Origin of the sequence: Pedobacter cryoconitis (assembly GCF_014207135.1) — a bacterium.
Lineage (GTDB): Bacteria > Bacteroidota > Bacteroidia > Sphingobacteriales > Sphingobacteriaceae > Pedobacter > Pedobacter cryoconitis_D.
Genome location: NZ_JACHCC010000011.1, coordinates 130,192 through 153,327 on the forward strand (window position 1 = coordinate 130,192; position 23,136 = coordinate 153,327).

The window sequence follows — 23,136 nt, forward strand, 5'->3', positions numbered from 1 at the left end:
GTTTCTATTTTTTTTTCTTTGATTTATAATAGTCCGCTATGGGTTTAAACGGGCCATATTTATGTTGTTGTGCAATAAATTGATCACCATATGGCCCGAATGGTGCATCTATAGGTTTTTTAGACAGATCCGGATAATCTTTTTGCTGATCTTTATGTGGCCTGGGTTGTGAATTGACAAAAGCTGCCAGGTCCCATGCTTCCTCATCACTTAGCTGCGGATCTTCATAAGTCGCTCCGTATGGCATATTGTTTTTTACAAAACCAGAAAAATTAGCGAGTCTGTACATTCCTGCAGCATCATTATAACTATGTTTCCCCCACAACGGTGGATAGGTATAACTTTTCTGATCCGCAGCACGCAAACCGTCTCCGTTCTTACCATGACAGGAAACACATTTTGAAGCATATAAGATCTTCCCCTTAGCAGGATCAGCCGGTCTGTCCAGATACTTTAATTTCCCGCAGCCCGTTCCAAAAACCGGGTTCCCTTTTTTCAACCCCGAACCCAGCCATTTTAAATAAGCCAGCATAGCCTGTACTTCTTTCCCCGAAGGATCAGGAGCTTTCCCAGCCAGGCTCCGTTCAAAACACTCAGCAATCCTGCTTGAGGCAGGTACAACAGTACCCGATCTGTTACTTTTTTTCGGATAACTGGCAAAGAAAACTGAATAATTATTCCCGAAAGTTTTTGTTCCTCCCTGAAGATGACAATTCTGACAATTCATCCCGTTAGAAATGGTCGCAACTGAGCCATTTGGCCCAAAATATCTGGCTGTATTGACAATCAGCTCTTTTCCATAACGGATTGCCTCTCCCTCTTTTCCTGCCGGTATAGTATTTTCTTCAGGAGCTGCCCAATTCTCCTGAGCGGAGGATTTCGTAGCAGATGAAATAACTGTATGAGTCTCCTCTTGCCGCTTTGGTTCTGTCTCTTCCCTCCATATAAAAGTACTGATCAGTATCGCGCTACAAACCATAAAAAGTAAGGAAGCCACAACTACCGATCTTGCCGTATAAACCAGTGCTTTTTCTGTTTCATTAAGGTTATGCTCTGACATAGTTTAAAATTTCTATATCAAAGATGAGGTTAACTGGAGCGCGTTCATAAATACTAAAAGTAATGAGAGATTACCTAAAGTAATATCAGCAAAATAATAAGCTAAATCGAATAAATAATGATTTTGTTACCTATTTTTTGAAATAGATTTTGTACCGGGACAACTTTTGTTTTAAGGAGCTTTGACTAGTCCTGGAATTGACAGGATCAGGTTCACCAAACTTAAACTGATGATCAAAAATTTTCGGGACAGCAATTCTTTGCGCACTGTAAATACCAGTCTGACCACTAAAGAAATAAGATGTGAAACAGGCTATAGCAAAAAACAAAGTATATTCACTACCGAAGAGTTCAATACCCATCATCGTACAGGCCAGTGGTGTATTGGTCGCCCCTGCAAAAACGGCAATAAATCCTAAAGCAGCGAACAGACTTACAGGCGCATTCAATAGTCCGGAAAGTGTGTTACCCAGTGTTGCTCCTATATAAAACAAAGGAGTGACTTCACCTCCTTTAAAACCGGTTCCTAAGGTTAATCCGGTATAGATTATTTTCCATAGCCAGCTCCATGTATCTGCCCCCCCATGAATAAAAGCCGATGGAATCGTTACCGCGCCCGGGTACTCCGCATCGACTCCCAAACTCAGGTAATCGGGCTTACCGATAAGATAGGTAAGTGCTATAATAATTAGTCCACCAGTCAGTGGGATCATCCATTTCACTTTAAACAGAAATAAAAATAATTCTTTGATGCGGTGAACCGTCACAGAAAACAAATAACTGGCCAGGCCAAAAACAACTGAAGCAGCAATCACCTTACTGAGCAGAAAAAGATCCAGCGGCAAATAGTCAGACAAAAAGTATGGTGCTCTGGGTAAGATATCAATATGATAAGCTGTATGATGAATTTGCCATGCCGCTACAGTCAGGTTACCAATAACACTTGCAACCAATGCAGGAAACAAAGCATCGTATTTAATCCTTCCTAAAGTAAGGACCTCCATGGCAAAAATAGCTCCGGTAACCGGTGTACCAAAGACAGCCCCAAATCCTGCAGCAATACCTGCAGTGAGTATCATTTTAGTATCGTTCTCATTCAATTTAAACCATTTTCCAAACAAAGAAGCAATACTACCTCCTATCTGTACAGCTGTACCTTCTCTACCTGCCGAACCGCCGAACAAATGGGTAATCAACGTAGTGATCAGAATTACGGGGGCCATACGCCATGGCACACCTCCACCTGATTCATGGATTTCTTCCATAATCAGATTGTTCCCTTTTTCAGAAGACTTCCCGATAGACTGATAAATCAAATGGATTAAAATTCCGGCAAAAGGCAATAGAAAAAGCAGCCATTTATATTCAAAACGGAGATGGATGACAGCACTGAGTGACCATAAAAAGAAGGCTACAACTGTTCCTATGGTCATAGCAACAGGGAGAATCAGAAGTGTCCAGCGAATTAAATGATTGAAAATTTTCATATATACCTACAAATATCCTGTACCAATGAACTGTATTGTTCATCAGGTTAATGTTTGTAGGCGCCATCAGCTTTTTAGGGCGGTTAAATCGGAAGACACCATTTCCGTTTATACAAATATAGAAATGTTATCAGAAAATACAAATAATCGGGTTTAGCCGGGCTGTTTATAGAGTCCTAAAGCTGTTAATGTTGGATTTAGCCTCGAAGCAATTATTTTCAGTCTGACCTTCTGCGCCAGCACAGGTTTAAAACGAATCAGACGTTTGGCACCAACTGTAGTTCCATCGGTTATTACCTCCCAGCTTTTACCATTAAAGTATTCCAGACTGAATTTTTCGATACGCTGACCAACAGTGATATTCTCTTTGAGTAGCAGAACATCAAAAAGTTGTGGCTTTGGTAATGTCAATTCAATCAACCCTGTTGTATCATTCGCTTTTGTTGTCCAGTAATTTTTCAGGTTTCCATTGAGCAAGGCTCCTGTATTTATTCCGTTAGAAGAACTGATCTTTGCTCCTTTGGCCAGGTTATTCTTAAACGTCTGGTCAAGCGTTCTTTTCCATGCCATCAGGTTTTTCTGGTCATGTTCATTGATCAGACCTCTCTGATCCGGCGGAATATTAAGCAGTAATACTGAATTACGACCTACAGAGCTATAATAGATATCAGTTAATTTCTCAGGTGATTTAACTTTAAGATCTTCTGTCTCATGATAAAACCATCCCGGACGGATAGATACATCAGTTTCACTGGGATACCAGACTAATGTTTTCGCATCGCGGATTTTGTCCCTGCTCCCCAGATCATCTCCGGTCATATCTCCCTTTGGAGCAAAAATGATGTCCTTTTGCGAGTTATCGGCTATACTTTGATTGGCGAGCCCGTTCATAGGCACAGTGCTCCACTCTGTTAAACGGCCATAACCACTTTCAGTTCCCACCCAACGTACATCTGGTCCCATTACTGCAATAACGGCGCCGGGCTGCATTTTACGGATCAGATTATACCAGGCATCAAAATGATAAACTGGTTTTTTACCATTTGGTCCTTCTCCGTTTGCTCCGTCAAACCAAACCTCATCCACCTTGCCATAATTTCCAAGCAGTTCAGTCAGCTGGTTTAAAAAGTAAGCATTGTATTTTTCAGTATCACCGTAATCAGGATTATTTCTATCCCATGGGGAAAGATAAATTCCAAACCCTACCCCCTGCTGATGACAGGCATCAGCAATTTCTCTGACTACATCTCCCTTCCCGTTTTTCCATGGACTATTTTTCACGGAATGTTCCGTGTATTTACTTGGCCACAGACAAAAACCGTCATGATGTTTAGCTGTAATAATCACCTGTTTAATCCCAGCCTCCTTACAGGTACGTACCCATTGGGCAGCATCCAGCCGGGTTGGATTAAATAATTTCGGATCCTCTTTTCCATCACCCCATTCTCTGTTGGTAAAAGTATTCATCCCAAAATGAAGAAAACCTGTTACCTCCAGTTCCTGCCAGCGTAATTGTCTGTCTGAAGGTGTCAGATTAGCAGCTTTCCGGATAATATCATGTTCAGAATCAGTTGCACTGATTGTTACATAACTTTGCTTTTGCTGGGCATAGGCCGCAGTACTCCAGCTTAAAGCCAGTACCAATAAGCCCTGTTTCATTTTATGGTTTGATATCATCAGGATAAGTTTAAGCTTCTTCAGAAAAACAAGACCGGTTACCCTGAAAGGATAACCGGTTCTTTTAAACTGTATGTTATAAATTAATAATCATCATTCAGTGCAAACACAGCCTGCCTGTTCATCCATTTTCCTCCAGTGAAATCAGGGAAATCTATAGTTTCATTTCCTAATTCAATGGATTGCTCACTTAAAGGTGTAATTGCGCTCCATGCAGCTGCATCGTAAACATCCAGAGGAGTTGGTGTTCCTCGTTTCGCAGATTCAATAAAGGCATGTAAAACGAAGAAGTCCATTCCCCCGTGTCCAGCACCTTCTGCATCACTGCTATATTTCTTCCATAGTGGGTGATCATATTTCTCCAGCCATTCTTTTGCACTGTCCCACTGATGTGGTTTACTTTTTCCTTCTACATAGATACTGTTGTTGATATCCATCCATAAACCATTCGTACCCTGAACGCGGAAACCTAAAGAATATGGTCTTGGAGAGTTAGTATCATGTTGAAGAATAATGGTTTCTCCATTCGCACAATCAATAGTTGTAGTTACAATATCTCCCAGTCTGAAATTAACTTTTGCATTTGGATGGCTCTCACCTGCATGGTCTACAATATATTTATGCAAACCTCTTGATTTTGTCGCAAATGAATTCAGTTTAAGGAACCTGTTTCCTCTGTTGATATTAATACACTGAGCAACTGGCCCGATACCATGAGTCGGATATAATTCTCCGTTACGGTGTACAGAATGGTTAGTTCTCCATCTGGCTTCCGAGAACCCTTTTTCATTGAACTCTACGCCTCCACCATAAGGTTTTACCCCATCATTGAACTTCACTTCTCTCAGGTCATGCTGATACCCTCCCTGTAAGTGGAGGATCTCGCCGAAAATGCCTTGTCTTACCATATTTAAAACAGCCAGGACATCTCTTCTGTAACAAACATTTTCGAGCATCATTACCTGCGCATCATATTTTTCCGCAGCATGAACCACATCCCAGTGATCCTGAAGGTTGATACCTAATACAACTTCAGTAGCTACATATTTTATACCCGCTTCAATAGATCCTATAATCATCGGTTTGTGCCATTCCCATGGAGTAGCAATCAATACAGATTTGAGATCTTTTAACTGAAGCATTTTTTTCCAGGCATTGTTATCACCTGTATATATCTTAGGCATTGGCTTACCACTTTTAGTGATCATTGCCTTTGCCATATCCAGCATTCTTGGATCTACATCACAGATCGCAACTAATTCAACGTCATCCCGTTTTAAAAGTAAAGCCAGGTGATTTTGTCCGCGCAACCCAACACCCATCATCGCTATTTTAAGCTTCTCGCCTGCATAGTTTGCAAAAAGCGTTTTATCTGGCAGGATTGTCAACGCAGCAGCAGTAAGTGTCGTTGATGTTACAAATTCTCTTCTGTTCATAATTGTTTTTGTTCAGATTATTGGTTAGCTATATTTATATTTCAATTGTGTGTGTGTAATCCTTCTATGCGTAAAAAATTGAATGGCTGTTCTGCTAAAATCATCCCTCCGTCCCAGTCTTCAGTAGCGTACTGTTTTGATTTTAAAGCCGAAAGGGTCAGACCAGCTCTGTCCATAATTTTCAGTTTCGCGAAACTCATTCCCGGCCCCAAAGGGTTAACTGCTAAAATCAGTTGAAACCCACCAAATAATTTAGCCCTGTCTATGATTCTTTCATCGACCAGGTCATTGATAAATAGATAACCATCAGCTTTCAAACCAATCCTGATGTTATTGGTTTTATCATGCTGAATCCCCAGTGTTAAACAGGTTTCCTGATTATCCGGACAATCCAGATCCAGTGTAATGGTAAAGGCATGCGAAGTAGAGAGATCCAGTTTATCTTCTCCGGTTAAATCTGTCCACTCTTTATAAACCCTGGACAACTGATCTGTTTTTAAATGGACAGGTGTTTCCAGCACAGGATCCGGCTCTGGAGTTATGGGTTCCTGGGCAGCACTTCCTTTAAAAAGAATATTAAAGATTTCTCTTCTATCCATTGGTTATAATCTCAGGTCAGGTTTCGTGAATACAAGGTATAAATTTTCTCTCCAAGCAATTAAGCTATATCGTGTAATTATCACGCAAACGTTTGTCTGAATTAGAACGGGGCCATTATTTGCCTATATCTGGCATCACAAAACGATGTTTTATCAAAAACCAAAATGAAAATGAGCCAATTATTACACTTTACCAGGTCTTTTTACAGAATTAACGTTTTTTACCATCATCAGGATAAAAAAAACGGCACCTTTTTAGCTTCTCTCCCTTTAAAGCCTATATAAAACATATCAAACGTTTGCGTTGATTTAGACCCCTGTAAATTCTGTACGCTACTATTTGCTCTCTATCTTTCAAAAATACTTGATGGAAAGGCCAGATATTTCTTATCCACAAGTACACTAACCAAACAAATCTTATCACGCATGACTAAAGTCTACACACTAACCAATCTGGTTTTTAATTGGGTTATGCCACCCATCGGTAAGCTAAAGCAGCTTTCCTTCAATCAATTCACCAAGGCAATAGCTATCGTATTACTTACACTATGCTCTGGCGCTGCCTATGCCCAGTCGCCGATCACCGGAAAAGTTGTCGATGAACAAGGCCTCCCACTGCCAGGGGTATCTGTTAAAGTAAAAAAAACAGCAAATGGTACTATTACGAACAGCGATGGAAAATTCGTAATTAAAGCAAACAACGATGTAATTCTGGAATTTACTTATCTAGGTTATGTACAGCAGGATGTTCCTGTAGGGGGAAAAAGCGTAATCAACGTAAATCTTACTCCTGATGCAAAACTAATGGACGAAGTAGTTGTAATGGGTTATACCTCGAAGAGTAAATCACAAATCGTGAGTTCTGTTTCGACGGTTACCTCAAAGCAATTACTGGACGTAACCAGTAACAGTACTGCCAATCTTTTACAGGGAAAAGCATCTGGTGTGGTTGTATCTTCTTCATCTGGACAACCAGGTGCATCGACGAGCATCCGGATCAGGGGTACTGGTACTTTTAGTGCCGGTGCAGAACCCCTTACTGTAGTTGATGGTGTCATTGGTGGTACTGCCAATCCAAGAGATATTGAATCTATTACAGTATTGAAAGATGCAGGTGCCACAGGTCTTTATGGTTCAAAAGCAGCAAATGGAGTTATCGTCATCACAACCAAACAAGGGAAAAGTGGTAAAACCAAGGTTAACTATAGCGGATCTTATGGGATCAACAATGCTTCTCAGGGAAATTTTAAACTGATGAATGGTCAGCAACTGCTTGACTACAGCACCTATCTGTATACCAATGATTACAATGCAAAAAGGACTAACTATATCAAACAGCTTTCTGCAACGACTCCTAATCCTACGCAACAACAGATTGATGCTTATTTGACCAGTAAAGAGCTTCCATTAACTAATGCAGCTTATTTATCAGGTTTCTTACCGACAAGCCCTGTAAATAATACGGACTGGAGAAAAGAAGCTTTTAAACAAGCTTATACCAATAGCCAGAACATCAATGTTTCAGGTGGTGATGAAAGGACCCACTTTTACGTAGGTGCCGATTATTATAAAGAGAAAGGTACATTAATTAATACCGGACTGAGCAATGTCAATTTTAGGGTTAACCTGGATCACAAAATCACTGACCGTCTGAAAATTACCACGAGAATCAATGCAGGTTTTGGTAATAGTACTAACGATCAGAGCGGCGCACTTTACCAGGCTTATACGAACGTACCCTGGGATAATCCATACAATGCTGACGGAAGTGCGAGATATATTGACCAGGCTTCTCAATGGTATGGACGTGACCATAGCAATTTTGTATTCTTAAAGAATTACAATCTTGATAATATCAGAACACAAACTCTGGCTGGTGATTTAAAACTGGAATATAAAATCAACGATTGGCTGAACTTTGCTACTTCCAACAGATATACCACTTCAAATTCTAGAGAAGAAATTTTAGTGGATGCCCGCACACCAGAGGGAAAGTCAAATCTGGGGTCACTCAGAAATACCTATAACTATACCAATTCCTTTCTGACATCCAATTTATTCAATGCTGCCCGCAGTTTTGGAAAACACAACTTATCGGCAATCGGAGGTTTTGAATTTCAACAGAATTATTTAGATGGAATTGATGGAACGGGGTACGGTATCCAGCCTGGCCTGAGTGTACTTGATGCCACAGCCACACCTACCTTATTATCCGGAAACAAATCAAAAAGCCGTTCAGTATCAGAGCTTTTCATGGGTGATTACAATTATGACAACCGCTATTTCGGAACAGTTTCCTTACGTAATGATGGTTCCTCTAAATTTGGTGTGAATCATAAGTTTGGCTTGTTTTATTCCATTGCCGGCGGATGGTTGATTTCCAATGAAAAATTCTTCAAATCTCAGGTGGTTACTAATTTAAAACTGCGTGCGAGTTATGGAGTTACTGGAAATACACAAAATGTGGATTATAATGCAATTGCCTATTATCTGTTTAAAACTCAGTATGCCAATGTACCTGGTGGAGTACCTTATGCTATTGGTAACCCTAATTTAACCTGGGAAACTCCTACAACTATCAACGTAGGGGCCAATATCGGTCTTTGGAACAGAATAGAATTAAATGTCGATGTTTATCAGCGTACCAACAGAGATCTGATTATCGATGTTCCACTTTCAGCAGCTTCCGGTTTCTATACATTTCCTCAGAATATCGGTTCTGTCAGAAACAGAGGTATTGATATAGAGTTAAACACTAAAAACCTTATAGGAGACTTTAAATGGAATACCAGTTTCAACATTGGGATTAACAGGAATAAAGTACTCAGCCTGTATGAAGACCAGCCGATCAGTGCATTCACCAATCAAAACATTGCTGTAGGCCGTGATGTCAATTCATGGTATATGAGAGAATGGGCCGGTGTAGACCCAGCTAACGGCGATCCACTTTGGTACGTCACAAAAAAAGACGCTGCGGGAAATAGTTATACCACTACGACTAACAATTACAATGCGGCCGAAAGAAGATATGTTGGCACTTCTTCCCCAAAATTCACTGGTGGAATGGGAAATGAGTTTACTTATAAGAATTTCAGTTTAAATGCATTTTTCAATTTCGTGTATGGTAGCAAAATCTACAACTCCAACCGCGAAGTGTTTGATGCTGACGGGGCCTATCCTCAGTATAACAGTATGGTATTACAGGATGGCTGGAACAGATGGGAAAATCCTGGAGACATAGCAACCCATCCTAAGGCAGTGGTTAATGGTAACAAGTTATCGAATAAACCATCATCCAGATTCCTTGAAGATGGTTCGTATGTAAGGTTACGTAATATTACCCTGGGTTACAACTTCCCAGAATCTATCACCAAAAAACTTAAGATTTCCAATCTGAGAGTATATGTAAGCGGGGACAATCTGGTTACGCTGACTAAATTTTCAGGAATGGATCCAGAAGTTTCCGATTCGTACGGTGGCTCTGACCCTGGCCCTGGTATAAGTGGCACGAAATACCCAATCAGCAAAAAGATATTATTTGGTGTTAATATAGGTTTTTAAGGTTTAACCCTAATTAGAAATTAAGAATGATTAATAAATATAAAACAATTGTAGCCATGGCATTACTTGTGTCCGCTACAGCATGCAAAAAGGATCTGATACTTAATCCATATAATGGAATCCCCAATGAGAATGTAGTGACCACACTGGAAGGTCTGCAGGCAGCCACTATTGGTACCTATAGTTACATTAAGGATCCATATTATGTCCGTAACTATCATATTTTCACTGAATACCCAAGTGATAATGTTTCCTTAAGCGGAACAACTACAGACCCTCTGTTTTATGCCTATAACTATCAGCATCAGAAAAATCAGAGTAATGTTTATAATTTCTGGCGTAAAGCATACCAGGCTATATTTGGCACAAACGTAGTCATAGAAAAGGTAACAGAAAGCCAGGATGCCGTAAAAAATCAATTATTGGGTGAAAATTACTTTTTAAGGGCAATGGTCCATTTTGAGCTTGTGGAGTTATTTGGCCGCCCGTATACTGATGATAATGGTGAATCTCTTGGAGTGATGATCAAAACCAACAGTGATACTAAAGAATTACCTGCCAGATCAAAAGTAAAAGATGTTTATGCTTTAGTAATAAGTGACTTACAGAAGTCGATCAAACTAATGAACAGTACAAAAAACAATAACTTTGCTTCAAAAGAAGTAGCGATGGCACTTTTAAGCAGAGTTTACCTTTACATGGGGGATTACAAAAATGCATTTGATTATGCTGACCAGGTAATTAAAACCGGTCGTTATACCTTAACTGCTTCAGCCAATTATCCAAAGTATTTCACCAGCGCACCGGAACAGAATTTCGAAACCATTTTTGCAATTAAACACACGCTAAAAGATGACCGTCTGGATGATGCAATTGGTTCGATGTACTGGGGTGGTGCAATCGGTTACGGAGAGATGTATGCTTCTCAGAGTTACAGGGCTCTGGTCAACAAATTCCCTCAGGATCTGCGTAATTCATTTGTTGTTCCTCAGTATGAGAAAAATGATGATGGTTCAAATAAACTTGATGCACAAGGTAACCCTATACTTCAGAAAAGAAATGGCTATCCAAAATACTTCATTAATAAATACTCTTTCCAGGACGGATATGAAACCTTGAGTTCTCCGGTAGTACTAAGGTTGGCAGAGATGTATTTAACCAGAGCAGAATGTGCTTTCCAACTAGGTAGACCAGCGGATGCATTAGCCGATGTCAATATCATCAGAAGCCGGGCAGGATTGACAGGGGACGCTTTATTCTCTTCAGGCAACATGATGGGTTATACCAGTGTACTGGATGTGATCCTGGATGAAAGACGTCTTGAATTTGCATTTGAATCACAACGCAAATTTGATGTTTTCAGAAATAAAAGAACGATGAACAGAGATTATCCCGGTACACACCTTGCTTCTGGCCAGACTATACAGGAAATCGCCTACACTGATCCACGTGTTATTTTCTTTATTCCGGAAGACGATATGGTTTTAAATCCTAACCTGGTTCAGAACCCCTAATTTTTATAGTCAGTCTGATTGATGAATCGGACTGACTATAACCTAAACCCAAAAAACAGTCTATGAAAACTCTGGTATTATCCCTGTCATTAATCGCCCTGCTGACTGGAACTGCCTGCAAAAAAAGTATTGTCGAAAGTAGCAGTACAGGCGCTACAGGGCCAAAAATCGCCATTGCCTTAGGTGGAAACGCCTGGGTTAAAAAGACCGCAGCAGCAAACGAAGTCATTAATGCAAATGGCCTGGCCAACTGGACCAGTACAGCTTCTGTAACCAGTATTTATTTCAGAACTGAAAAACCAGGGAACGTTACTTTGTCCCTGCGTATGAAAGTGCCTTCGGGAAAGAGCACATTTAAAGTATCGGTAGGTACCAGTTCAATTACAAAAAGTGCATCAAATGCAGCCTTTGACACCGTCGCTATTGGCAATTTTAACATCCCTGCAAAAGGCTATGTTAAAGTTGATTTACAGGGACTGACTAAAACCGGTAGTTACTTCGGTGACGTTTCAGATCTGATCATCAGCGGGCAGCCTGTTACAGACTCTCTTTCCTATGTAAAGGACAATATCGACCAGCGGTTTTACTGGGGCCGCAGAGGACCTTCTGTGCATGTCAATTATACCCTGCCTGATGCGATTAAAAATAACGTAGAGTGGTTTTATAATGAGATTAATGTACCTGTTGGCATGGACCCTGTAGGTTCATATTTTATGTCCAATGGATTTGGAGAAGGTTATTTCGGTATCCAGGTTAATTCGGCTACCGAGCGCAGAGTTTTGTTCTCGCTCTGGAGTCCATTTCCGACAGATGACCCATCCACTATACCAGATGACAAAAAAATTAAACTGATCAAAAAAGGTACAGGTGTCACCACTGGCGAATTTGGAAACGAGGGTTCCGGTGGACAAAGTTACCTGATTTATCCCTGGACAGCCGGCAAAACTTATGCTTTCCTGACCCGGGCACAACCAGATGCGACAACCAATAAGACAGTATATACTTCTTATTTCAAACCCGCTGACGGAAACTGGATACTGATTGCAAGTTTTGAACGTCCTGCTACAAATACCAGATTGAAAAGTCTATATTCTTTCCTGGAAAACTTTAATCAGGATATGGGAAATATTGAACGCCGGGCCAATTATGGCAACCAGTGGGCAGTAGATACCCAGGGCAACTGGACAGAAATCACCGCTATGAAATTTACCGGTGATGATATTGCGAACAGAGGATACCGGAAAGATGTAGGCGGAGGTGTAAACGGCAACCAGTTCTTCTTAAGAAATGGTGGTTTCTTTAGTGATGCGACTACTTTAAAGCAAAATTTCAGCAGACCATCTGCTGGTACTCCTCATCCGGTAATTGATTTTAGTCAGTTACCTTGATTCTCTGTTCAGTTATTATGAACAAATATCATTTGATAATAAAACAATTAGCCCCCGCAATAAAGCCGGGGGCTTTTTTTTTAGTAACATTAATTCCGTATATTAAAAGATAATTGCAACATTTGATACAAATGTCAGATAAACCAACCACTATAAAAGAAATAGCCAAACTTCTCGACATCTCAGTTTCTACTGTTTCGAGAGCATTAAATGACCATTCCAGCATAGGTCTGATCACTAAAATGCGTGTAAAAAAGATGGCTAAAGAGCTCAATTACGAACCAAATCAACGAGCTATACAGTTTTTACAAGGTAAATCACATACCATAGGTGTTATTTTACCAGAGCTTGCCGAATCCTTTTTCTCTGCAGCCATCAGCGGAATTGAGGATATAGCCTACAAAAGGAATTATACCGTACTGCTTGCCCAGTCACATGATGATGCCGACAGGGAAAAACTACTCATCGAAAAAATGAAGATGCAGCGTGTAGATGGGTTACTGATCTCGGTATCCAAAACAACAAACACCTACGAACACCTGGAAGCTTTCAAAAAATCAAATATTCCCATCGTATTTTTCGATCGTATCCCTCCTGTTAAAAATATCCATTTTGTAGCTTCCAACCTCGAATCCGGAACTTTTGAAGCTGTAAATTTCCTACTCAAAAAAGGACACCGGACCATCGGAATGATTAATGGTCCTACCAATTTAGTAGCCAGTACAGAAAGAAAAAATGGCTATATCAAAGCTATGACTTCGCACAGGCTAAAATTTGATCCATCCTTAATGCTTAATTGCGATCTTACCGAAGCAGGAACTATCGAAGCCATGGATAATTTTCTCAATCATAAACGCAAACCTACAGCGATAGTAACTTTTAATGATTACGTAGCTTTATTTGCTATTAGATATGCCCGGTCCCTGAATATAGAAATCAACAAGGATATTGATTTTGTAAGTTATGCCAACCTGCCTTTAATCAATTATATGGACTACACTCCTATCGCCTCTGTAGAGCAGTTTCCTTATAAGCAGGGCAAGAAAGCAGCAGATATCTTACTGGACCTGATCAACAAACCAAAAGGAGATTCAGAAATAGAAACGGCTTATTACAATGTAGTTGTAGAATCAGAACTAATTATTGGAAAGGATAAATAAAATTACACAAACGTTTGCACAACAATCTGATAGCGAAATTGATTAAGTTTGATTCTACAAAATAAAACAAAATTCGCTTAATATATGTTTGATAAGATTTTACCGTTGTACGGAATTCAACCTGTTGAAAGTGACGTACAATTATTTGGAGATGGTCTAATCAATCATACCTGGAAAGTAACTACTAAATCGAATGGTTATATTTTACAGCAGGTCAATCAATCTGTCTTTAAAAGGCCAATGGATATAGATGAGAATGTGTCAAGACTAAAGTCTTACCTGAATAAAACACATCCTGAATACCTTTTTGTTTCCCCTATTGCCGGTACTTCCGGCAATTCTTTAATTGAAACTCCGGAAGGTTATTTCAGGTTATTTCCGTTTGTTGAGAATTCACATTCACTGAATGTATTAAATAAAAAAGAAGAAGCATATGAAGGGGCCAAGCAGTTTGGAAGGTTTTCTAAACTACTCAATGATTTTGATGTTACCCAACTGCATATTACCCTTCCCGATTTTCATAATCTGACCCTACGCTTTAGCCAGTTTATCTCGGCTGTTGAAAACGCTCCTGCTCAAAGAAAAGAGCAATCTACAGATCTGATCAACTTTATTATGGCGCAGAGAGATATCGTCACCATTTATCAGAATATAGTAGAGCGGAAAGAGATCCCTCAAAGAGTAATTCATCACGACACCAAAATCAACAATGTACTCTTCGATCAGCAAAATAAAGGAATCTGTGTGATAGATTTGGATACAGTAATGCCTGGCTATTTTATCAGTGATGTAGGAGATATGATGAGAACATACTTATCTTCCGCAAACGAAGAAGAAACTGACCTGGCTAAAATAAATGTCCGGAAAGACTTCTTTAAGGCCATTTATGATGGTTATATGAAGGAGATGGGTGATGTGCTGACGGCCACTGAAAAACAATATTTTATTTATGCTGGCAAATTCCTGATTTATATGCAGGCTATCCGTTTTCTGACTGATTATCTCCAGAACGATATTTACTATGGCGAGAAATACGAAGGTCAGAATTTAAACAGGACAAAAAATCAGGTTACCCTGCTTAAAAAATATCTCGAACTTGAGCCTGAACTGAAAGAAATGATCAGCTAGTTACCCCAACGCTACTGATCAGGCTAATGTCGAGATGATATAGATTTGGAGTGTTCCAGGACATTCCAAACCTATATCAAACTAGTGTTCCATGAATGGGGCACCAATTTTGTTTAAGGTTAAGATCAATCACAAATGATCAGATGGACCGCAAACAATTTATAAAAACCAACATTGCATTAGGTATTGGATTAACGGCTTCAAAAATTGGATCAGCATTTCCTTTACCTACCCAAAAAGAAGATGAACATCATCGTGTCATTGTTATTGGTACTGGTTATGGTGCCGCAGTTGCAGCCTTACGCCTGGCAGAAAAAGGAATAAAAGTTATAATGCTCGAAATGGGCATGGACTGGCCCGCCAGAAAAGATTATAATACTTTTTCCAAACTGCTTTTTCCTGATAAACGATCTACCTGGTTAAAAACCAGAAGTATTCTCCCCTTTGCCAACATTTTCACCTTCAAAAAATATACCGGTGTACTGGACAGAATGGATTTTGATGGCTTAAAAGTCTATGCTGGCAGAGGCGTCGGAGGAGGCTCATTAGTTAACGGAGGAATGGCCGTAGTGCCCAAAAGAACTTATTTCGAGCAAATTCTTCCGGCAGTGAATGCCAATGAGATGTACGATAAATATTTTCCTCTGGCTAACCGGATGCTGAAGGTAAACAGCATATCCCCTGCTTTTTTCGAATCGACCCCCTATTATAAATTTACACGCACAGCCAGGGATCAGGCACACGCAGCAGGCTATAAAACCACCTTTGTACCTAATGTATATGATTTCGGTTATATGGAAAAGGAAAGCCGCAACGAAGTTTATCAATCAGCTTTAAATGGCGAGGTAGTATATGGTAATAATGCAGGGAAGCAGAGCCTGGATAAAACCTATCTGGCAGCTGCCCTAAAAACAGGAAATGTTGAGATCAGACCACTTCATCAGGTAAATGCTATTTTTAAAACCGGTACAGGATATAAACTGGTGGTTGACAAGATTAATACCGGAGGCCATGTTGACTTCGTTAAAGATTTCCATTGTGACTATTTGTTTGTCTGTGCCGGAAGTATCGGCACTTCACAATTAATGGTTAAAGCCAAAGCTACCGGGGCCTTACCGGAACTGAACAATGAAATTGGAGAGGGCTGGGGAAATAATGGAAATGTAATGGCAGGCCGGAACTTTATTAAACAAGGCACCGGCAGTAAACAATCATGTATTCCTACTATGGCTATCGATGACTGGGATAATCAGGATCATCCATTATTTGCCGAGATCTCACCAATGCCTATGAAAATGGAAACCTGGACTTCTCTTTATCTGGTTATCACTAAGATTCCCGACAGGGGAAAGTTTATTTATAATCCATTGACAAATAAAGTTTCTTTGAAGGTTCCTGAAAATTTCGGTTCAACTGCTACCGCCACTGTAAAACAACTGATGGAAAAATTAAATCATGCCAACGGAGGTACAAACGCCGGACTGTTATTTAAAAAAGGAATTGATGAAAAGATCTGTTATCACCCTTTAGGCGGCTGTGTATTAGGTAAAGCAACAGATCTTTATGGCAGGTTTAAAGGATATCACAAGCTCTATACCTGTGATGGTTCATTACTACCCGGAAGTACCGGCGTAAACCCATTTGTAACGATTACGGCTATTGCTGAGCGAAATATAGAAAAGATTATAGCGCAGGATTTTTTAAGCTGAGCCCCTGAAAGAGACTCAGCTTAAATGAATCTATTTGATCGGTTTAATCCAATAACTATACTCCTGTTCAAGAAAAGGAATACGGTATTTCTCTAAAGGCTCAGAACCCCATGAATCAATCCCCTGTACGCCTGACTGCTGCGCGTCCATATGTACAAAAATGTTATTTCTCACGGTTAATTCGCCAGAGTGATATTGCTTTTTATCCTGTTCAGGATCTAAATCATTAAGACTGTAAGGTAAAGCTGAAAAACTTAGCAGATTCTTTTCATAAATGAACTGCAAGCCCTTCCCTTGCTGATTGGTGAAATTCACCCAGCGTACATCTGTCTTATTGCCACTTTCCTGCGGACGTGCATAAGCAAAATACTGATCCTTCACCTGCTGCTTGTACAGGCCTACTAAAGAAGCTGTTTTTCTGTCCCAGTAATTCTCCCATGGGCCTCTGCCATAAAACTCGATGTGTTCAAATTCCTTTTTCAGTTCCAGATCGGTACCCATTCTTAATAAAAGCGGATATTTTCCTTTCACAACGTAGAAATGATTATTTACTTTTAAAGTTCCGTCAGCAAAAACGGTAATGGCAGATTCTTGTGTCGCCTCTCCGTTTAACAACTCCTTTTTAAAGTTAGCGGTATAACTTCCATCGGCGTTCTGATCCAGACTGGCCGAAAGTAATTTCGCATCCTGGTAAGCATTCCGCCATTTACGCAGACTTCTGTTAAAACCAGCACCAATATCATTATCTGTAGGGGCCCTCCAATAGGCAGGTACAGGTCCCTCCTGTAATAATTGAACCTGCTGTAATAAATAGCTTTTTAAAACACCGGCTTTTGCATCAAACTCTATTTTAAAATCTTTGCCCGAAACCAGGTAGCTACTTTCAGTCTTGCTGACCTGCAACTGTCCCTTCGCAATAGATTTCTCTGACTGCTCCACTTTATTTAATGCAAATTGTTCATAAGCTACTTCATATCCTTTTTCCAAAAAAGGTTCAGCTTCTTTAAGTACATAATGTACATTCAGGAAATACTCCTTACCAGGCTGTGTCTTATATTTCAGGGGCAAATCAATTGTAACCTGCTGACGCGGACCTGCTGCAAGACTGGTAACTGTACCCTTCTCAATCTGTTTTCCATTTTCTATCACCTCCCAGTTTAATTGCGTGTTTTTAATATCTCTGAAGAAATAGCTGTTGGTAATAGTCAGTCTGTGATCGCCCGAATAAGTAGTTTTGATAAACTGCTGGACTTTTTTAACCTCTACTGCCATTGGGGTCAGTTCCCTGTAAGCAGTAACTACCCCTTTAACACAAAAATTATTGTCACTGAAATTTTCATTCACAGGCCCTTCCAGTGGAAAGTCTCCTCCATAAGCGAGGATCCGTTTTCCATTTTTAATGGTATCCAGTCCCTGGTCAATCCATTCCCAGATGAAACCTCCCTGTAACTTCGGATGATTTTCAATCGCATCCCAGTATTCTTTATAGTTTCCTAAACTATTTCCCATAATATGTGCAAACTCACTCATAATCAAAGGGCGTTGCTCTTTTCCTTTAGAGTAGGCAATCAGCCAGTCGGGATCAGGATACTGTGGAACTATCATGTCCGTATTAAAGTCTTCTTCTGCCCGCTCATACTGTACTGGCCGTGTTGTATCAGTCTTTTTCAGCCACTCATATCCCTCATACATATTGGTTCCGTTACCCGCTTCATTACCCAGGGACCAGGTCACCACAGAAGGATGATTTTTGTCTCTTTCGTACATCCTGCGGATCCGTTCGAAATGGGCATTACGCCAGGCTTTGTCATTGGCAAAGGTTACCTCAAGATCATAACCACGACCATGAGATTCGATATTAGCCTCGTCAACTACATATAAACCATACTGATCACAAAGCTCCATCCAGTAAGGGTCTGGCGGATAGTGAGAATGACGAACTGCATTGATATTGAGTTTTTTCATCATCTCCATATCCTTCCGCATATCGGCATGTGTTAAAGTATGTCCCTGTCTGGCATTATGCTCATGTCTGTTAACTCCTTTAAGAAAAACACGTTTACCATTAACCAGAAAGTCGCTTCCTCTGATCTCTACGCTACGGAAACCTATATGCTGCGGAATAACCTGGATTATAGCTCCCTTACTATTTTTCAGTGTAATATTTAAGGTATACAGATAAGGTAGCTCTGCCGACCATTGTTTAACCGATGGAATTTCCTTTTTGAAATCCAGCTGTTTATGGTAATTACCTAATACAGCCTGTTGTGCAGAAGATTCTTTCCAGATTGACTTTCCTGTTGCATCCGTTAAATCCAGTGCTACTGAAAAGCTATCTGGCTTGCTGTGCATGGTCCTCTGATCTAATCTGTAATTATCAACGTTCAGCTGCACATCTAATATACCATTGGTATAATTCTGAGTTAAACCTGCATTTATCCTGAAATCACGGATGTCCAGTTTAGGGGTTGAATAAAGATAGACTTCACGTTCTATCCCTGAAATACGCCACATATCCTGGCATTCCAGATAACTACCATCACTCCAGCGATATACTTCTAAAGCCACCAGATTTTTTCCTGGTTTAACATATTTGGTCAGATCAAACTCAGCAGCCAGTTTACTATCTTCGCTATAACCTACTTTTTTACCGTTTACCCAGATATAAAAAGCTGATTTCACAGCTCCCAAATGGATGAATACTTGTCTTCCATCCCAGTTTGCAGGAATATCAACCGTCTTCCGGTATGAACCTACGGGATTATTATCTGCGGGGATATCAAAGGGAGGATTTAAACGCGCCCCTCTTTTTTTTTGTCCTGCAAATTCATAAGGCTGATTCACATAAATTGGTAAACCATAACCGTTTGTTTCCCAGTTTGCAGGTACTTTAAAGTCTTTCCAGCCAGAATCATTATAATCTGTTTTATAAAAATCCAATGGTCTTTTAGCAGGATCCTGCACCCAGTTAAATTTCCAGGTTCCATTTAAGCTGATAAAATAAGCTGAACTTTCTTTTTGTCCTTTAGCTGCCAATGCATCGCTTTCGTAAGCATAGGCGCTGGAACGCATGGGCATCCGGTTCACTGCCACCACATCAGGGGTCTGAAGTTCTGATGGGAGCATTTGTGCCTTTAAAGCGGAGGTACCGGTAAGTAGTACAACCAACCCTAAGAGCTTTGAGTTAATTGAAGATTTCATCTGTGTATTTTGTGTGTTTATGGTGGTTAATTTTTGTTAAAGTTCCATTCCGGAACATCCGAAGACCGGTGTGCCTGAGCAGCTATTTTCTCCATCTGCCTGATCAGATCAGGTTGCCCCGCTGCAAGATCTGTTTTTTCAGCCGGGTCTGCTTCCAGGTTGTATAACTCCCATCTGGCAGACTCAGCGTGATTTGCCTTGTTCTTTACGCCTTTCCATTTTCCTTTTCTGATTGCTTGTCTGCCTCCATCTTCATGGAATTCCCAGTAAAGATATTCGTGTTGTTGCTGTTTTCTTTTTGAAACCAGTGTAGGTAAAATAGAAATCCCGTCAACAGCAGCAGGTACCGGTTGTTTAATCAGATCGGCAAACGTAGGCAGGAAATCCCAGAAAGCACCTGTCTGATTACTGCGTTTTCCCTTTTGAATTACCCCGGGCCAGCTAACGATCATTGGTTCACGCATCCCTCCTTCGTAAAGTGATCTTTTAATCCCTCTCAGACTACCACTGCTGTTAAAAAAATCAGGATCATTCCCGCCCTCCCGGTGAGGCCCGTTATCACTGGTAAAAACAATCAGTGTGTTTTTGTCTAAACCCAGTGTCTTTAATTTTGCGATGACCTGACCAACATAGGTATCGAGAATAGTGACCATAGCTGCATAGGCAGCATGCGGATAAGCTTGCGGCTGATAACCTTTCCCATCCCATTTTTGAGGAATTGCCCTGGGTTGCTCTTTAAAAGCTGCCTTATATTTTTCGAATACTTCATTGCCCGCAGGTAACTGTAGACCTGCATGTGGTAAAGTATAAGACAGATACATAAAAAAGGGTTTAGTCTGATTGGCCTCTATAAATTTTAAGGCTTGCTTCTGGATCAACTCTGGTGCGTATTGATTCAGTGCTGTAAAATCATTTGGTAATACGACCTTTTGATCGTTGTCCCATAAATGATCAGGGAAATAGTTATGAGACTGACGCTGGCAATTATAACCAAAAAACCTGTCAAAGCCCTGGTTTAACGGATCTCCGGAAGATCCGACAAATCCTAAACCCCATTTACCAAAATCGCCTGTTATATAACCTGCATTTTTAAAGATTTTAGCGATGGTCATTGTAGAATCCGGCAATGGCCGCTGTCCTTCTGGTTCTATTTCATAATTTCCCCGTATAGGTGTATGACCAGTATGCTGCCCGGTCATTAAAGAAGAACGTGAAGGCGCACAGACAGAGGTGCCTGCATAAAACTGGGTGAATAACATCCCGTTTTGTGCCAGCAGATCAATATTCGGTGTTTTAATCAGCTTCTGTCCATAAGCTCCCAGGTCACCATAACCCATGTCATCGGCGAGAATAAAAATGACATTAGGTTTTTGTTGTGCTTTCAAACCTGAGCAAGTAAAGATTAACAATATAAGCGCAGCTATTCTATTCATATCTCCAAATTTAATCTTCCATTTTCATTAATAAATCCCACCGGAAACTCCGGCAGGATCAGGAACAGATAAAAATACAACCCCGTCGGGTAAATTAGTATCCAGGATTTTGCTTCAGTACACCCTTTGATAAATCAATCTGTGTCTGTGGAACCGGCATTAAATATAATTTGTCACTCCAGGTACGTTGCTGTGCCTGTGTATTTTTGATATTATTAATAGTGATCATAACCTGAGGAGCAGTTTTCCATCGGCGGATATCCATATAACGCTGACCTTCAAGCGCTAATTCTACCCTACGTTCGTTACGGATCAGCTCTCTCAATGAACTTTGATCTGCATATTTTGCACGGTTTACCACTGGCATTCCGGCACGTGTACGAATCGCATCCAATGCATCATAAATGCTGCCATCAGGTCCGCTGCTTTCATTTTTAGCTTCTGCGTAGGTTAATAAAACCTCAGCGTAACGAATTAAAATCACATTCGAATAACTATCCACCTGATCACGGAAAATCTTAGGATCAACCAGTTTGCGGAAATTATACCCAGTCTGAGACATATTAGAAGCCCCTTGTACCCAGGTAAATTTATATCCATCCTGCATCGCATTCCAGGGCGCATTTTCAAATAAAATACTGGCATAAAAACGTGGATCACGATTTTTGTATTCATTGGCAAAAGCAGGGTCTTTAGCCGTGTACCAGGCCGCACGTTGTGCCGGATCTGTAGGGCTTACTGCATCTCCTGTTTGATAACTGGCATAACTGTCTACTAATGCCTGAGTTGGCGCGATTGAACTCCAGCCGCCAATCGTTCCCGGAGGCAATAAAGTATTGATCGTGTTCGCGTCTACCTGTTTAATATACTGACGGTCCAGGATAACTTCTGAATTACCATTATTGGCCTGATAAAACAAGGATTCATAACTACGAAGACCCAAACGGAATTTACTTTCATCTGTTTTATCTGCAAAATTCACCCACTGGCTATAATCATCTTTCGCCTGTACATCAGTTTCAGCAGTCACTTTAAACAGACTATAGCCTAATCCCATCACCTGGCTGGCTGCATCAGCGGCCTGCTGCCACTGGCCATCATACAGATAGGCACGGGCTTTTAAAGCTAAAGCAGCTCCTTTGGTAATCCTGCCTTTTTCGTTTGGTTTTCCTCCACCATAGCTCTGTGGTAAAATCTTAGACACTGCATCCAGCTCATCGAGTACAAATTTCAGCAAATCTGCTTTAGAAGTCTGTGCTACGTTTTCATCTCCGATAGCCACTACGTGTGTCAGTAAAGGAACCGCACCAAACCGGCTTAGTAAATTGAAATAATTAAGGGCCCTGATAAAACGGACTTCTGCCTTATAACGATCAAGTAAGGCTTTGTCTATGGCTGTTACTTTATCTGCATTATCCAGGAAATAATTTGCCCGGCGGATTCCGGTAAAATCCCAACCCGCTGTGGTAGCATCCACAGTAGAGGTAATCACGCCCGAAGAAGCGTCTGTAGCTATACTTTCCCAGGGATACTGAGCATGTGCATTATCAGACATCCCATCATTATAAAGAATACCAAATGCATCTGCTTCTGCCGGTAATTTAGCATAAACACCCATCACAGTCTGGTAAACATCGTTTTCATTTTTCCAGAAAGTATTTTCAGAGAGCTGATTTAAAGGTGGTCTTTCCAGAAAGTCTTTTTTACAGGAAGTAACTGAGCATAAAGTCAATAGCCCTGTAAGTATATATATTGATGATCTTTTCATTTTTTTATATTTTAGG

Annotated in this window: 14 protein-coding genes and 1 riboswitch; of the genes, 6 read left to right on the forward strand and 8 right to left on the reverse strand. The window is 40.5% G+C overall.

Annotated elements, in window-relative coordinates; all coding sequences use genetic code 11:
* Positions 1-4: 4 nt before the first annotated feature.
* From HDF25_RS20135 to HDF25_RS20155, 5 genes are all read right to left on the reverse strand, one after another.
* Positions 5-1,060, reverse strand: a complete 1,056-nt coding sequence (locus HDF25_RS20135) for a c-type cytochrome (RefSeq protein ID WP_184628116.1) — start codon at positions 1,058-1,060, stop codon at positions 5-7.
* Positions 1,061-1,190: 130 nt separating this feature from the next.
* Positions 1,191-2,546, reverse strand: coding sequence for a voltage-gated chloride channel family protein (locus tag HDF25_RS20140; protein WP_184628118.1), 1,356 nt, complete (start codon positions 2,544-2,546; stop codon positions 1,191-1,193).
* A gap of 50 nt (positions 2,547-2,596) precedes the next feature.
* A riboswitch (Fluoride riboswitch) is annotated at positions 2,597-2,661 on the reverse strand.
* 38 nt (positions 2,662-2,699) lie between these two features.
* A complete protein-coding gene (locus tag HDF25_RS20145) occupies positions 2,700-4,223 on the reverse strand; it encodes an alpha-L-fucosidase (RefSeq protein ID WP_260409417.1) in 1,524 nt (507 codons plus the stop codon).
* 83 nt (positions 4,224-4,306) lie between these two features.
* Positions 4,307-5,659, reverse strand: coding sequence for a Gfo/Idh/MocA family protein (locus HDF25_RS20150; protein ID WP_184628120.1), 1,353 nt, complete (start codon positions 5,657-5,659; stop codon positions 4,307-4,309).
* A 41-nt stretch (positions 5,660-5,700) separates the two neighbouring features.
* Positions 5,701-6,258: a hypothetical protein gene (locus HDF25_RS20155; protein ID WP_184628122.1), complete on the reverse strand. Its 558-nt coding sequence runs from the start codon at positions 6,256-6,258 to the stop codon at positions 5,701-5,703.
* A 426-nt stretch (positions 6,259-6,684) separates the two neighbouring features.
* Between HDF25_RS20155 and HDF25_RS20160 the strand changes: the two genes are divergently transcribed.
* The 6 genes from HDF25_RS20160 (at position 6,685) to HDF25_RS20185 (ending at position 16,718) form a co-directional block, all read left to right on the forward strand.
* On the forward strand, positions 6,685-9,819 hold the full coding sequence (locus HDF25_RS20160; RefSeq protein WP_184628124.1) for a SusC/RagA family TonB-linked outer membrane protein: 3,135 nt from the start codon (positions 6,685-6,687) through the stop codon (positions 9,817-9,819).
* A gap of 56 nt (positions 9,820-9,875) precedes the next feature.
* The gene (locus HDF25_RS20165; RefSeq protein ID WP_221450974.1) at positions 9,876-11,333 is read left to right on the forward strand and encodes a RagB/SusD family nutrient uptake outer membrane protein; all 1,458 of its coding nucleotides are present in this window, start codon (positions 9,876-9,878) and stop codon (positions 11,331-11,333) included.
* Between the two features lie 62 nt (positions 11,334-11,395).
* Entirely contained in the window at positions 11,396-12,721 is a 1,326-nt protein-coding gene (locus HDF25_RS20170; protein WP_184628127.1) for a DUF3472 domain-containing protein, read from the forward strand.
* Positions 12,722-12,852: 131 nt separating this feature from the next.
* Complete coding sequence (locus HDF25_RS20175) at positions 12,853-13,881, forward strand: LacI family DNA-binding transcriptional regulator (protein ID WP_184628130.1); 1,029 nt, start codon at positions 12,853-12,855, stop codon at positions 13,879-13,881.
* An 84-nt stretch (positions 13,882-13,965) separates the two neighbouring features.
* On the forward strand, positions 13,966-15,009 hold the full coding sequence (locus tag HDF25_RS20180) for a phosphotransferase enzyme family protein (protein WP_184628132.1): 1,044 nt from the start codon (positions 13,966-13,968) through the stop codon (positions 15,007-15,009).
* Between the two features lie 143 nt (positions 15,010-15,152).
* The gene (locus tag HDF25_RS20185; RefSeq protein ID WP_184628134.1) at positions 15,153-16,718 is read left to right on the forward strand and encodes a GMC oxidoreductase; all 1,566 of its coding nucleotides are present in this window, start codon (positions 15,153-15,155) and stop codon (positions 16,716-16,718) included.
* A 30-nt stretch (positions 16,719-16,748) separates the two neighbouring features.
* On the opposite strand, the gene HDF25_RS20190 is transcribed toward HDF25_RS20185, so the two are convergent.
* The 3 genes from HDF25_RS20190 to HDF25_RS20200 form a co-directional block, all read right to left on the reverse strand.
* On the reverse strand, positions 16,749-19,919 hold the full coding sequence (locus HDF25_RS20190) for a glycoside hydrolase family 2 TIM barrel-domain containing protein (protein WP_184628136.1): 3,171 nt from the start codon (positions 19,917-19,919) through the stop codon (positions 16,749-16,751).
* 26 nt (positions 19,920-19,945) lie between these two features.
* Complete coding sequence (locus HDF25_RS20195; protein WP_184628138.1) at positions 19,946-21,352, reverse strand: arylsulfatase; 1,407 nt, start codon at positions 21,350-21,352, stop codon at positions 19,946-19,948.
* A 94-nt stretch (positions 21,353-21,446) separates the two neighbouring features.
* Positions 21,447-23,120: a RagB/SusD family nutrient uptake outer membrane protein gene (locus HDF25_RS20200; protein WP_184628140.1), complete on the reverse strand. Its 1,674-nt coding sequence runs from the start codon at positions 23,118-23,120 to the stop codon at positions 21,447-21,449.
* Positions 23,121-23,136: the final 16 nt, after the last annotated feature.

Excerpts from the sequence above, each read along its gene's own strand:
- HDF25_RS20135 (WP_184628116.1), bottom strand. The coding sequence starts at position 1,060 with ATGTCAGAGCATAACCTTAATGAAACAGAAAAAGCACTGGTTTATACG.
- HDF25_RS20140 (WP_184628118.1), bottom strand. The coding sequence starts at position 2,546 with ATGAAAATTTTCAATCATTTAATTCGCTGGACACTTCTGATTCTCCCT.
- HDF25_RS20145 (WP_260409417.1), bottom strand. The coding sequence starts at position 4,223 with ATGATATCAAACCATAAAATGAAACAGGGCTTATTGGTACTGGCTTTA.
- HDF25_RS20150 (WP_184628120.1), bottom strand. The coding sequence starts at position 5,659 with ATGAACAGAAGAGAATTTGTAACATCAACGACACTTACTGCTGCTGCG.
- HDF25_RS20155 (WP_184628122.1), bottom strand. The coding sequence starts at position 6,258 with ATGGATAGAAGAGAAATCTTTAATATTCTTTTTAAAGGAAGTGCTGCC.
- HDF25_RS20160 (WP_184628124.1), top strand. The coding sequence starts at position 6,685 with ATGACTAAAGTCTACACACTAACCAATCTGGTTTTTAATTGGGTTATG.
- HDF25_RS20165 (WP_221450974.1), top strand. The coding sequence starts at position 9,876 with ATGGCATTACTTGTGTCCGCTACAGCATGCAAAAAGGATCTGATACTT.
- HDF25_RS20170 (WP_184628127.1), top strand. The coding sequence starts at position 11,396 with ATGAAAACTCTGGTATTATCCCTGTCATTAATCGCCCTGCTGACTGGA.
- HDF25_RS20175 (WP_184628130.1), top strand. The coding sequence starts at position 12,853 with ATGTCAGATAAACCAACCACTATAAAAGAAATAGCCAAACTTCTCGAC.
- HDF25_RS20180 (WP_184628132.1), top strand. The coding sequence starts at position 13,966 with ATGTTTGATAAGATTTTACCGTTGTACGGAATTCAACCTGTTGAAAGT.
- HDF25_RS20185 (WP_184628134.1), top strand. The coding sequence starts at position 15,153 with ATGGACCGCAAACAATTTATAAAAACCAACATTGCATTAGGTATTGGA.
- HDF25_RS20190 (WP_184628136.1), bottom strand. The coding sequence starts at position 19,919 with ATGAAATCTTCAATTAACTCAAAGCTCTTAGGGTTGGTTGTACTACTT.
- HDF25_RS20195 (WP_184628138.1), bottom strand. The coding sequence starts at position 21,352 with ATGAATAGAATAGCTGCGCTTATATTGTTAATCTTTACTTGCTCAGGT.
- HDF25_RS20200 (WP_184628140.1), bottom strand. The coding sequence starts at position 23,120 with ATGAAAAGATCATCAATATATATACTTACAGGGCTATTGACTTTATGC.